Origin of the sequence: Achromobacter sp. NFACC18-2 (assembly GCF_900108985.1) — a bacterium.
Classification (GTDB): domain Bacteria; phylum Pseudomonadota; class Gammaproteobacteria; order Burkholderiales; family Burkholderiaceae_B; genus Achromobacter.
Map to the genome: position 1 here is coordinate 170,114 of NZ_FNYM01000008.1, position 12,237 is coordinate 182,350.

A 12,237-nucleotide genomic window follows, 5' to 3' on the forward strand; every position below is an offset into this window, starting at 1 on the left:
GGGGCGTTGGGATTGGCGGTGCCGGCTTTCGCGGGCGCTATGCTGTGGCGTCCAACGCTTCGGAGCCCCACGCATGAGTCACCTGTTCAGCCCCACGACCCTCGGCAATGTTTCCCTGCCCAACCGCATCGTCATCGCACCGATGTGCGAATACTCCGCCGAAGAAGGCTGTGCCACCGATTGGCACATGATCCATCTGGGGAATCTGGCCCTGTCGGGCGCCGGGCTGCTCTTTGTCGAAGCCACCGCGGTGGAGGCCGATGGCCGCATTTCGCCGGGCGACCTCGGCCTGTGGTCCGACGAAACGGAAGCCGCGCTGGGCCGGGTGGTCGCCGCCGTGCGCCGCTATTCGCCGATCAAGCTGGGCATCCAGCTTGGGCACGCCGGCCGCAAGGCGTCCAGCGACGCGCCCTGGAATGGCGGCCAGCTCGTGCCCGAAAGCGCCGGCGGCTGGCTGGGCTGGGCGCCTTCCGCCGTGCCGCACAACGACCAGGAGCCCGCGCCGCGCGCACTGGACGCGGCGGGTCTGGCGCGCGTGCGAGACGCCTATGTCGCCAGCGCGAAGCGCGCGCTGCGCCTGGGATTCGACGCCATCGAGGTGCACGCCGCGCACGGCTATCTGCTGCATCAGTTCCTGTCGCCGCTGTCCAACCGGCGCGACGACGCCTATGGCGGCTCGCTGGAAAACCGCATGCGCTTTCCGCTGGAAGTGTTTGAGGCGCTGCGCGAGGTCACGCCGTCGTCCGTGGCGCTGGGCGTGCGCGTCTCGGCGACCGACTGGGTCGAGGGCGGGTGGGACCTGGAGCAGACCCTGGCGTTTGCGCAGGCGCTGAAGGCGCGCGGCTGCGAGTTCATCGACGTGTCCAGCGGCGGCGTGTCGCCGCAGCAGAAGATTCCGGTCGGGCCGAACTACCAGGTGCCCTTTGCCGAGGAGATCAAGCGCCGGATCGGCATGCCGACGATTACGGTGGGCCTGATCACCGAGGCGCAGCAGGCCGAAGACATCCTGTCGCAGGGCAAGGCCGACATGGTCGCGCTGGCGCGTGGCATGCTCTACAACCCGCGCTGGCCGTGGCATGCCGCGGCCCAGCTGGGCGGCCAGGTCGACGCACCGCGCCAGTATTGGCGGTCGCAGCCGCGCGAGTTGAAGTCGTTGTTCGGGGAAACGCGCTTCGGCCAGCGGTAGGCGGGAAGCGCCGGCCCGGATGCGCCGGGCCGAAAGGGCGGGCAAAAGGGCGGGCAAAAAGGGCGGGCCAAAGGGCAAGCCAAAGCGCCCGCCGACAGCATCCTACAGGCGCGAATACGCCGCTTCCAGCCCGCGATGCAGGACCTCGGCAAAGTCTGGGCTGGCCGGGTCCTGCTGCGACAGCAGGCGGGCCAGGACGACGTTGTCTTCCTCGCCGTTCCAGATCTTGATGTAGGTGCCTTCCTTGTAGCCGTGCTGCTGCCGGAAGATGTTCAGGACGTTCTTGGAAACGTACTGCGTGTAGGCGTCGTTCCAGCTCATCTCGCACGCGCGCATGGTCTGTTCCAGCACCTTGAAGCTGGCGCGTCCGCACACCGCCAGTCCGCCGATGAGCTCGAGCAGCTCGGGCACGTTCAGCGCGTCCAGGGCATGGGTCTTGCCGTCCAGCGTAACGCTGGCGGGCGAGGCCAGATCGGCGACCAGGGCGCGCGCGGCGGCCTCGACGTCTCCGCCAGCTGCGACGATGGTGTGCGACAGGTAGAAGTGCAGGATGTCGACCAGCTCCATCTGCACCTGCGGCAGGTCAATCGTCTGCTTTTTCCACCACTTCCAGCCGTAGTGTTCCAGGGCCTCGGCCGATTCGACGAAGGCGGCGCGCAGGAAGCGGGCGCCGCCATTGACCCAGTCCGGATTGATCATGCTGTTCAGGTGGCCTTGCAGCTTCAGCATCGTGGCCGCCTGGGCCTGGTTCAATCCGACTACGTTGTTCACTTTCACTCCGGGAGACGTGGGGGCTGTTCAATGGGCGGAAATGTTAGCACCATCGCTTGGCACCATCGCTTGGCAACCCCGCCTGGCACCACCCCCCCGGCCTCAGCCGCCGTCCTTGCGGTACGACGACGGCGCCAGCGGCGGCAGCTTGTCCAGGGGCGTCTTGCGCGGATTGCGCGCGCCGCTGGCCGCCTTGAACAGCATGAAGGCGAAGAAGGCCAGGAAGAGGGCGGGCATCAGCTCGTCGAACTCGAATTCAGGACTGTGCAGCGCCCGGAAGGCGATGTTCGCGGCGGCCCAGCCCGCCATGATGCCGGCAATCGTCAGCACGACGCCAATCTTGCGCTGGCGCGCGCGCCGGGCGAGCGTGAGCGTGACGTCGTCCGGCTGACCGGGGACGGACGCCACCGGCGCCTGCGTGGTGCGCGAGTGGGGAGCAGGGGACGCGGTATTGCCCCAGGGGGCATCGGACAGCGAGCCGGGCGTGACGGACGGCGGCGCCGGGACGGGCGCCTGCTGGGCCGGCCTGCGGCCTTCCCGGCGGGTTGCGATGTGGCCGGGCGACCCGCCCGCGCGGGTCAGCTCTTCGATATAGCGCGCGAAATCGCCGTTCTTGGGCTCGGCATCGATGGCCATGAGGCTCTCCGGATCAATTGCCCCGCCGCACGCGCACCGGTTGGCGGCGCTTGCGCACCATGGCGAGGAGTAGCCCGCATCCTAGCAAAACCGACAGCCCGGCGCCGATCATCATGCCGATCTGCTGGGCGTTCTCCGCCGCACCCAGGCTGCGCGCGGTGATGTAGCCGGGCGCCAGCATCAGCGGCATCCAGGCCACGGCCGACAGCACGTTCGCCAACTGAAAGCGCGCTTGCGTCATGCCCATCACGCCGGCCACGGTGGGAATGGTGGACCGGATGGGGCCCAGGAAGCGGCCGATCAGCACCGACGCAAAGCCGTAGCGGTAAAAGAACAGGCGGGCGCGTGCCACGGCGGTCCGCTGCTGCTTGAGCGGCCAGCGCCGCAGCACCCCCGGTCCCGCCCAGCGCCCGAGCCAGTACGACAGGGCATCGCCGACGATGGCGCCCGCGATGCCCCAGGCCACCACGCCCCATGGCGATAAAGTGCCGGAGCCGATGAGGCCGCCGGTGAGCAGCATCAGGGCCGTGGCGGGAATGAACAGGCCCAGGAGTACGATGGACTCGCCCAACGTGAGCAGGAATGTAATCGGCCCGGCCCAGGCCTGATTGGCTTCGATGAACTGGCCGATCTGGGTGATGTATTCATCCATGGATGCAAAGTTGAAAATTAGCTGAACGCAATCGGGTATGTTAACGCCTGCGCGGCCGGCCGAAAGACGCCTCGGCCATATGGCGCAGGCTCAACGTTGGAGAAACATGGATTCAGTTACACAGGCGGTGCTGGGCGCAGGCATTCAGGGCGCGATGCTGGGGCGCGTGCAGGGACGACGGGCTCTCTTCTATGGCGCGGCGCTGGCCACCGTGCCCGATCTGGACGTCCTGATGAGCTACCCGGACCCGGTATCGCTCATGACCTATCACCGGGGGTTTTCGCATTCGGTCTTCGTGCTGACCGCCGTGGCCATCGTGCTGGCCTGGCTGATCCGCAAATTCCGGCCCAACCCGGGCTACAGCGGGCGCCGATTGTTCCTGACGCTATGGCTGGTGCTGGTGACGCATCCCATCCTGGATTCGTTCACGGTCTACGGAACCCAGTTGTTCTGGCCGCTCGCGCTGACGCCGGAAAGCTGGTCGGCCGTCTTCATCATCGATCCGGTCTATACCGTGCCGCTCCTGCTGGGCGTACTGTTCGCCTTTGCCGCCGGCATGACGCTTACCGCGCGGCGCGTGCTGGTGGCCACGCTTGCATTCAGCACCGCGTACCTGGGGTTCGGACTGGCGGGACGCATGGCGGCCGAGCAGCGCGTACGCGACGCGCTGCAGGGACAGGGCATCACCGTAGGGGAATTGCGCGCCATTCCCATGCCGTTCAATACCCTGGTGTGGCGCGTGATCGCCAAGGACGGCAACGGCAGCTATTACGAAGCGGTCAGCAGCCTCTTTGACCGCGGTCCGCCAGAATGGGTGCGCCTGCCTCTGAATCCCGAGACAGGCCGCGCCCTGGCGGGCGTGCCCCTGCATGAACGCCTGCGCTGGTTCACGGATGATTGGCTGCGGTACGACGTGGTGGGCGACGCTCTGGTGGTCTCGGACCTGCGCATGGGCATGGCCGGGCATTACACGTTTCGCTTCAAGATGGCCCAACGCGCGCCGGATGGCGCCTGGGCGGCAGTCACGCCTTCCGTCTGGCCGAGCGACCGGGGCGGCTGGAATGAATTCAAGCTGGTCCTGGCCCGGATCCTCGACGCGCAACCGCCGCTGCCCCTGGCGCAATGGGCAGAGCAGGCGACAAAGTAGGCGGCGTCCCCGCCACCCGATGCAGGCCCCCGCGAGTCGGGGGCTTTTTCTTGCGCCGCGCGTATTGACCGGTTTCCAGCGCTTGCATTATTCTTGTTCATTAATAAGGAACTGATGTTCCGTTTTATGGAACAAGCATGAGTATTCTCGATGGCGTCCAACGGGTGTTTTCGCTCTATGCGGAAGGCGCAGCCGAGCTGAGCTTCACCGAAGTCGCGGCGCGCCTGACCATGCCCAAGAGCACGGCCTCGCGTCTGCTGAACCAGATGCAGCATTACGGGCTGCTCGATCAGGACGCGGCCACGCGCCGCTATCGGCCGGGCGCCATGCTGGCGCAGGCCGTGCGCGCCGGCATGGCCGCCACGCCGCTGGACGAGGCCTGCCGCGCCGTCCTCGCCCGGCTGTCCGACGACAGCGGGCTGACGGCCTATCTCTCCACGCTGAACCAGCGCGAAACCGTCGTGCTGCAGCGGCTGAACGGCTCGCATCCCGTGCAGGTGCTGTCGCCGCCCGGTTCGCGCCGCGCCGCCTCGGGCACGGCGATGGGGCGGGCGTTGCTGTCGCGCCTGACCGACACCGAATTCCAGGCCCTGTATGGCGCGGACCCCGCGCAGCCTCTGCCCGTCGAAGGGCGCGACTGCCCGGCCACCGTCGGCGATCTGGCGCACCGCTTGGCGCGTACGCGCGCGGACCATTGCGCCGTCGCGATCGACGAGGCCATGCCCGGGATCGGCGCCGTGGCCGCGGCGGTCCGTGACCCCGCCACCGGCGAAACGCGCGGCCTGTGCCTGTCGTTCGTGTCGTTCCAGGCCGACGCCACTCGCGTCGCCGTGCTGCGCGAATCCGTGCTGCAACAGGTGGGGGCGCTGGGCCGCGAGCTCAACGATCCTTACTGGCTCACCTGACCGATTCCCGGGACGCGACGGCATCGGCCGCGCCAGCCCGGCTTTTAGGCCCGCCTCCCGCCACCCGCTTCCAGAACCTTTTACCTATCGGACCTTTTCCATGAATCTTCTGCTCCTCAGCAACTCCAGCAGCGATGCCGGCTATCTCGTGCACGCCATGCCCGACATCCGCGAGCTGATCGAATCCCTGCCGCAAGGCGCCCGCGCGGTGTTCGTGCCCTACGCGGGCGTCACGCGCAACTGGGACGACTACACCGCGCTGGTCGCTTCGGCGCTGGCGGACACGGGGTTGGACATCCAGGGCCTGCACCGCGCGCAGGATCCGGTCGCGGCGTTGGAAGCGGCGGCGGTCATCATCGTCGGAGGCGGCAACACGTTCAACCTGCTGGGCCAGTTGCGCCGCCAGGGCCTGCTCGAGGCCGTGGCGCGCCGCGTGCGCGAGGGGGCGGCCTACCTGGGTTGGAGCGCAGGTTCCAACCTGACGTGCCCCACCATCTGCACCACCAATGACATGCCCATCACGGACCCGCAGGGCTTCGATGCGCTGGGCCTGGTGTCCTTCCAGATCAACCCGCACTACACCAATGCCCACCCGCCCGGGCATCGCGGAGAAACCCGCGCCCAGCGCCTGGCGGAGTTCTGCACCCTGAATCCCGCCATGCCCGTGCTGGGGCTGCCCGAAGGCGCCGCGCTGCGCGTGCGCGGCGACAACATCGCCCTGGTCGGCCCGCACGATGCGCCGCTCTTCCTGGGCACGGGCGAACCGCGCGTGTTCCGCCCCGGTCCGCTGGAGATCCCGGCATGAAGCAGGTGATCGACGTCATCGAATTGCTGTCGTCCGCGCATGTCACGGGCGAGGCGGTCGCGCAGGTGCTGCGCGACGCCGGCAATTGCGATGTGCAAGTGACGCGCCTCGAGCGCGACGGATTGTCGACGGACTTCCTGTCCATCGTCATCCCGGGCGCGGACGCGTCGGCGCCGCAACTGGGCATCGTCGGGCGGCTGGGCGGCATCGGCGCGCGCCCCGCCGTGACGGGCCTGGTCTCCGACAGCGACGGCGCCGTGGTCGCGATCGCGGCCGCGCTCAAGCTGATGGCGATGGCACGGCAGGGCGACGTGCTGCCCGGCACGGTCCGCATCCGCACACACATCTGCCCGCGCGCCGGCACCCGGCCGCATCATCCGGTGCCGATGATGCGCTCGCCGTTTCCCATGCGCGAAATGATGTCGCACGAAGTCGACCCGCGCATGGACGCGATCCTGTCGGTGGACACGACGCGCGGCAACCGGCTCGTCAACAAGCGCGGCGTGGCGCTCACGCCCGTGGCCAAGCAGGGCTATCTGCTGCGCATTCCCGAGACCATGCTGGACGTGATGGGCTGGGTCAGCGGCGAACTGCCGGTGACGCTGCCTCTGACCACGCAGGACATCACGCCCTACGAAAACGGCCTGTGGCACGTGAATTCGCTCATGCAGCCGGCCATCGTCACGGATGCGCCGGTGGTCGGCGTGGCGCTAACGGCGCAGACCACCGTGCCCGGTTGCGCCACCGGCGTCACCAACGCGGTGGACGCGGATGTCGCCATGCGCTTCTGCATCGAGATCGCCAAGCTCTACGGCGAGGGCGCCATGACCTTCTTCGACGACACAGAATGGCGCGCGCTGCAGGCCCGCTACGGGTCGATGGCGCACCTGCAGACCGTGGGCCGCGAAGACGGAGCCACGCCATGAGCGCGCGCGCGCCGCGCCGCGTCGCGTTCTTCACCATCGGCCAATCGCCGCGCAGCGACGTCGTGCCCGAGATGGCGCCCGTGCTGGGCGCGCACGTGCGCATCGACGAGTTCGGTGCGCTGGACGGGCTGGACGCCGCGGGCCTGGCGGCGCTGGCGCCGCGTCCGCGCGAGTACCGTTTCGCCACGCGCATGCGCGACGGCTCCCAGATCGAACTGGACGCGGCCGCCGCCGAGGCGCGCCTGGCGGACGAGATGCGGCAGGCGGACGGCCAGGGCTACGACATCCTGGTGCCGCTGTGCACCGGCACGGCGATCGCGCCGATGCGCACACTTGTGGTGGAGCCGCAGCAAGTCGTGGACCATCTCGTCGCGGGCCTCGCGCAGCACTGCCGCAAGGTGGGGCTGGTGGTGCCGCTGCAAGCACAGGTCGACGCGTTTCACATGGCCGTGCCGCTGGAATGCGACACGCAGGTGGTGCATGCCTCGCCCTATGAGCCCGACGCGCAGCAGGCCGCGCGCAACTTCGAGGCCGCGGGCCGGGCTCTGGCGTCGTGCGACCTGATCGTCATGCATTGCATGGGCTATGCGCAGCGCATGCGCCAGGCGGTGGCCGAGGCATCGGGCCGTCCCGTGCTGCTGTCCAACCGCCTGGTCGCGCAGGCGCTTGCGCAACTACTGGAATAACGCCGCCGGACGCAATCCCGAAGCCCCGGCCGCGTCCTTTCGCGCGGTCGGTCCGGGCGAGCGGCGAGAGGAGACGAAGCCGACTTCGTCAATCATTGTTGGGAGTTTTTTCATGTTCAGCCGTACCCTGCACCGCGCCGCTGGCGCACTGTTCGCCGTCACCGCGCTGGCGGCCACCTCCGCCCATGCCGCCGACGCCTGGAAGCCCGCCAAGCCGGTGCGCCTGCTCGTCGGCTTTGCCCCGGGCGGCTCGGCCGATACGCTGGCCCGCCTGCTGGCCGAGCCGCTGTCCGCGCGCCTGGGCCAGCCCGTCGTGGTCGAAAACCTGGCCGGCGCCGGCGGCAACATCATGGCCTACCGCCTGAGCCAGGCGCCCGCCGACGGCTACACCATCGGTATCGCCGCGGCCGGTTCCATGGCCATCACCCATGTCCTCAATCCCAAGGGCGCGAACTACAAGCCCGCCGATTTCACGCCGATCACGCTGGCCGCCGTGCAGCCCAACGTCGTCATCGTGAACAAGGACGTGCCGGCCAACAACCTGGCCGAACTGAAGGAGTACTTCCAGAAGACCCCGACCGCCACCTATGGCACCGCGGGCGTCGGCATCTCCAACCACCTGATCGCCGAGACCATGCTGTACAAGCTGGGTGTCAAGGTCCCGCACGCCGCCTACCGTGGCGCGGCGCCCGTGATCACCGACCTGCTCGGCGGCCACATCGCCATGACGATGGACAACATCTCCACCGCCGCGCCGCTGGCCTCGCAAGGCAAGGTGAAAGCCATCGCCGTGGCGTCGATCAAGCGCGCCGCCCAGTTGCCCAACGTCCCCACGCTGGACGAACAGGGCCTGAAGGGCTTCGACATGCCCACGTGGCAAGGCGTGTTCGCGCCGGCCGGCCTGCCCGCCGACGTGCTGGCCGCCTATTACGCGGCCCTGCAGGACGTGCTGAAGCAGCCCGCCGTCGTGGAGAAGATGTCCGGCCTGGGCTCCGAGCCCGTCACCGGCATGGCCCCGGAAAAGTTCTCCGCGTTCCTGGAAAACGACCGCAAGCAGTGGGCGGACATCGTCAAGGCCGCGAACATCAGCCTGGAGCAGTAGGCCTCGCGGGCGGCTTGCAAGCCGCAAGGCAACACGAAGCCTGAATACAAGAGCCCCGGCCGGAATCTCCGTGCCGGGGCTTTTATTCTGTGTAGCAAGTCGCGCGGTCAGCGCAGTTGGCTGGATCGATCCGACCGACCTATTCGAGCAATACTCGCTTCAATGCTTCAAAAAACTCTGGAATGGTATACCCGCCTGCGGCAGGGTTGAACGATCCCCAGTTCTCCTTGAATACCGCCGCCGATCTCGGCCCAAACTCGGCGACAAATTTGTCCATCTCAAGACAGGCTTGTACAACCTTTTCGGGACTGGCCTCCTGCTTATAGCAAAGGGCAACGTCCTCTATCGTCTCGCCAAACAGGTCATAGTCTTGATGGAAGTACCCAGCAAGCAGTCCGTTCAGCGCCGAATACTGTTCCAGGTTCACGGTCATTGAAGTTCCAGATAGGCAGTTAACACGAAGTATGGCATTCCGTTGTAGGGCCTTTTTTTCAGTACGATTTTCACAGTGCGACCCTGTACAAGGTTAGTCGCACCCCGGACTAATACGACCCCAAGATTCCCGGACGCTGGCCCAAGTAAATCCAGCGTTTCTCCATCGGGAGCCGTCGCCGCCCATCTGGCCACCCGGTCAGCGTTAACGCGCATTAGTCTGTTAATTGCGGTTTCCGCGTCTTGAACGGAGTGGAAGGTCGACACCTCATCCAGGTAAGGCTGCGTTGTCAACCTAGCTTCCAGGTGCGCCTTCGTTTTTCCTACGTGCCTGGCAATGGTATGACCTCCCAGTCCACCAGCCACGTTGGCCTCGTGCCTGGACAACGAAATGCGCCCGGCGACGATACTCGATACCCGTACGGCCTTGATCGCGCCCGCAAAGCCTGCAGGCACGCCGATCTCGGCGGCGATGCCCAGCGCCTGACCCGACCCAGGCGTCGCACCAAGTCTTGAGGCCAGTTCCGCAATGCCGGTCTCCGTCAAGGACCGAGTCTGCTGTCCGGTCCAGAGTTCTCGCAGACCTGTTGATGCGGTGTCTATGCCGTGTCCACCCAACAGCACGCAGCCGGCTTTGGTGAGGCCGGTAGGCTCCGGCACGGCGCATAGCGCTGCGCCGCCCAGCATTTCCGCCACACCCCCCGCCAAGGCAAGGGAGCCCCACAATCTGTTCGATAACGTCGATTCACTGCTGACCGACTCGCCTTGCAACATCGCCGCCAACTGCACTGGCGTGAGCACAATGCGAATGCCTGACTCGTCCATCTGTGCACCTCACTCTTTCGACAGAGCGACAAATGTCACGAGAATCTCAATCGGTGTCGATCAGCACTGTCTGATGTGCACGCTGTCAGCCGCCAGGCATCGACCAGGAATCTGCCATTCCAATGTCACGATTGCCAGTGTGCGCTGGCAAGCAGTCGGCGTGTCTAGCGCGGGCCATAATGAACAAACCCTCCGTTTTACGGGAGGGTTTGACAGTAGCCAGAATACCCGCGCTGGCGCGTTTCGTGTAGCGCGGAACGGTCCCTGCCGGCGCAGTCTAAACCGGCATGCGCGCCGCGATTTCCGCGATGAGGCGGCGCGCGGCGTCCAGCTTGTCGCCGGCGGGCAGCGGGTGCGTGCCCTGCGCGTCGAACAGCACCAGTTCGGTGGTGTCGGCGTCCATGACCTTGTGCGCAAGGTTGCCGACCAGCAGCGGGATGCCCTTGCGCGTGCGCTTGGCTTCCGCGTGTTCCGCCAGCTTTTCGGTTTCGGCCGCAAAGCCCACGCACCACGGGCCGTTTTCGAGCTTGGCAACTTCGGCCAGGATGTCCGGATTGGGTTCGAATTCCATTAACGGGGCGCCGCCGCCTTCGCTGGTTTTCTTCAGCTTTTGCGTGCTGACGTTCTTGACGCGCCAGTCCGCCACCGCGGCGACGGCGATGAAGATGTCGGCGTCGCCGACACTGGCCATGACGGCATCGTGCATCTGGCGGGCGGTGGTGACGGGCAGCGCGGTCACGCCGCGCGGAACGGGCAGGAACGTGGCGCCGGTGATCAGGGTGACGCGGGCGCCGGCCTCGCGCGCGGCGCGCGCCAGGGCGTAGCCCGTCTTGCCGGAAGACCGGTTGCTCAGCACGCGCACGGGGTCCACGGGTTCCGACGTGGGGCCCGCGGTCAGCAGCACGTGGCGGCCGGCCAGCAGCTTGGGCTGGAAGAAGGCGATCAGGTCGGTCAGCAGCTCATGGGCCTCGAGCATCCGGCCGTCGCCGGTTTCGCCGCAGGCCTGTTCGCCCGCCGCGGGGCCCAGCACGGTGACGCCGTCAGCGCGGAGCTGTTCGACGTTGCGCTGCGTGGCCGGGTTGGCCCACATTTCGCGGTTCATGGCGGGCGCCACCAGCAACGGACAGGCGCGCGCCAGGCACAGCGTGGACAGCAGGTCGTCGGCCATGCCGTGCGCCAGCTTGGCCATGAAGTCGGCGCTGGCGGGCGCGATCAACACGGCGTCCGCGCCCCGCGTCAGGTCGATGTGCGCCATGTTGTTGGGCACGCGCGCGTCCCAGGCGTCCACGAACACGGGCCTGCCGGACAACGCCTGCATGGTGACGGGCGTGATGAAGTGCGTGGCCGCCTCGGTCATCACGACGTCGACGGTGGCGCCTTGTTCGGTCATGCGCCGCACGAGCTCGGCGATTTTGTAGCAGGCGATGCCCCCGGTCAGTCCGAGGACGATGCGTTTGCGGGCGAGATCGAGCATGAGGACGGGGCGGCGGGTTCAGCGCCGCGAAATCGAGGAATTGAGGGGGATTTTATTCTGCATTGCCGCATCGCGCCGTTCGTCATGCCTTCAGGGGGCATCAAGCCGGACAAAAGCCGCAGGGGGCCGGGCAGGGTCGCCGGCCCGCCTTGCGCCCGTTAGGCCTGCGGTTTGCGGGCGCGCAGCAATTCGTCCAGCACCAGCAGCACCGCGCCGCAGGTGATGCCGACGTCGGCCAGATTGAAGGCGGGAAACTGCCAGTCTTTCCAGTAGAACAGCAGAAAGTCCACCACGTGGCCATACACCACGCGGTCGATGACGTTGCCGATGGCGCCGCCCAGGATGAGCGTCAGCGCCAGGCTGAAGCGCGGCTGTCCGTGCGTGCGGCGCAGCATCCAGACGATGACCACCGCCGCCACGCAGCCCAGCCCGGTGAACAGCCAGCGCTGCCAGCCTTCTTCGGACGCCAGGAAGCTGAATGCAGCCCCGCGGTTGAACACCAGCGTGAAGTCGAAGAAGGGCAGGACGTTGACGCGCTCGCCGTACTGGAATGCCGTGTTGAAGTAGACCTTGGTCAACTGGTCCAGCACGATGATCAGCAAGGCCAGCGCCAGCCAGCCGCCCACGCGCGCCGGCGCGGGCCGGGCGGGGGCGGCGCCCGTCACCCCGTGTTCGGAGGGGCGGGCCATG

14 protein-coding genes are annotated in these 12,237 nt (G+C 67.3%); 7 read left to right on the forward strand and 7 right to left on the reverse strand.

The window, feature by feature from the left end:
* Window positions 1–73 precede the first annotated feature (73 nt).
* Window positions 74–1,186 carry an NADH:flavin oxidoreductase/NADH oxidase gene (locus BMW75_RS14525; protein WP_092580262.1) on the forward strand — a complete coding sequence of 371 codons (1,113 nt, stop codon included), beginning with the start codon at window positions 74–76 and terminating at the stop codon, window positions 1,184–1,186.
* A gap of 102 nt (window positions 1,187–1,288) precedes the next feature.
* On the opposite strand, the gene BMW75_RS14530 is transcribed toward BMW75_RS14525, so the two are convergent.
* From BMW75_RS14530 to BMW75_RS14540, 3 genes are all read right to left on the reverse strand, one after another.
* The gene (locus tag BMW75_RS14530) at window positions 1,289–1,939 is read right to left on the reverse strand and encodes a dUTPase (protein ID WP_092580264.1); all 651 of its coding nucleotides are present in this window, start codon (window positions 1,937–1,939) and stop codon (window positions 1,289–1,291) included.
* Between the two features lie 120 nt (window positions 1,940–2,059).
* Window positions 2,060–2,593, reverse strand: coding sequence for a hypothetical protein (locus BMW75_RS14535; protein ID WP_092580266.1), 534 nt, complete (start codon window positions 2,591–2,593; stop codon window positions 2,060–2,062).
* 13 nt (window positions 2,594–2,606) lie between these two features.
* Window positions 2,607–3,245 carry a DedA family protein gene (locus tag BMW75_RS14540; protein ID WP_092580268.1) on the reverse strand — a complete coding sequence of 213 codons (639 nt, stop codon included), beginning with the start codon at window positions 3,243–3,245 and terminating at the stop codon, window positions 2,607–2,609.
* Between the two features lie 106 nt (window positions 3,246–3,351).
* On the opposite strand from BMW75_RS14540, the gene BMW75_RS14545 reads away from it, so the two are divergent.
* From BMW75_RS14545 to BMW75_RS14570, 6 genes are all read left to right on the forward strand, one after another.
* Window positions 3,352–4,392 (forward strand): metal-dependent hydrolase, encoded by a 1,041-nt coding sequence (locus tag BMW75_RS14545; protein ID WP_092580270.1) that lies wholly within the window; start codon window positions 3,352–3,354, stop codon window positions 4,390–4,392.
* 137 nt (window positions 4,393–4,529) lie between these two features.
* Complete coding sequence (locus BMW75_RS14550) at window positions 4,530–5,297, forward strand: IclR family transcriptional regulator (protein ID WP_092580272.1); 768 nt, start codon at window positions 4,530–4,532, stop codon at window positions 5,295–5,297.
* 100 nt (window positions 5,298–5,397) lie between these two features.
* Window positions 5,398–6,102, forward strand: a complete 705-nt coding sequence (gene pepE / locus BMW75_RS14555) for a dipeptidase PepE (protein WP_092580274.1) — start codon at window positions 5,398–5,400, stop codon at window positions 6,100–6,102.
* Window positions 6,099–7,028: a DUF1177 domain-containing protein gene (locus tag BMW75_RS14560; protein WP_092580276.1), complete on the forward strand. Its 930-nt coding sequence runs from the start codon at window positions 6,099–6,101 to the stop codon at window positions 7,026–7,028. Before pepE ends, BMW75_RS14560 begins: the two co-directional genes overlap by 4 nt.
* Window positions 7,025–7,714, forward strand: coding sequence for an AroM family protein (locus BMW75_RS14565; protein ID WP_092580278.1), 690 nt, complete (start codon window positions 7,025–7,027; stop codon window positions 7,712–7,714). Before BMW75_RS14560 ends, BMW75_RS14565 begins: the two co-directional genes overlap by 4 nt.
* A gap of 112 nt (window positions 7,715–7,826) precedes the next feature.
* Window positions 7,827–8,816, forward strand: a complete 990-nt coding sequence (locus BMW75_RS14570) for a Bug family tripartite tricarboxylate transporter substrate binding protein (RefSeq protein ID WP_092580280.1) — start codon at window positions 7,827–7,829, stop codon at window positions 8,814–8,816.
* A 139-nt stretch (window positions 8,817–8,955) separates the two neighbouring features.
* Here the strand turns inward: BMW75_RS14570 and BMW75_RS14575 are convergent, their stop codons facing one another.
* From BMW75_RS14575 to lspA, 4 genes are all read right to left on the reverse strand, one after another.
* Window positions 8,956–9,249, reverse strand: coding sequence for a contact-dependent growth inhibition system immunity protein (locus BMW75_RS14575; protein WP_092580282.1), 294 nt, complete (start codon window positions 9,247–9,249; stop codon window positions 8,956–8,958).
* Entirely contained in the window at window positions 9,246–10,073 is an 828-nt protein-coding gene (locus BMW75_RS14580) for an RNase A-like domain-containing protein (protein ID WP_254792013.1), read from the reverse strand. The genes BMW75_RS14575 and BMW75_RS14580 overlap by 4 nt, the downstream gene beginning before the upstream one ends.
* A 277-nt stretch (window positions 10,074–10,350) precedes the next feature.
* Window positions 10,351–11,547, reverse strand: a complete 1,197-nt coding sequence (coaBC, locus tag BMW75_RS14585) for a bifunctional phosphopantothenoylcysteine decarboxylase/phosphopantothenate--cysteine ligase CoaBC (RefSeq protein ID WP_092580284.1) — start codon at window positions 11,545–11,547, stop codon at window positions 10,351–10,353.
* Between the two features lie 158 nt (window positions 11,548–11,705).
* A complete protein-coding gene (gene lspA / locus BMW75_RS14590; protein WP_254792014.1) occupies window positions 11,706–12,236 on the reverse strand; it encodes a signal peptidase II in 531 nt (176 codons plus the stop codon).
* Between the last annotated feature and the right edge of the window lies 1 nt (window position 12,237).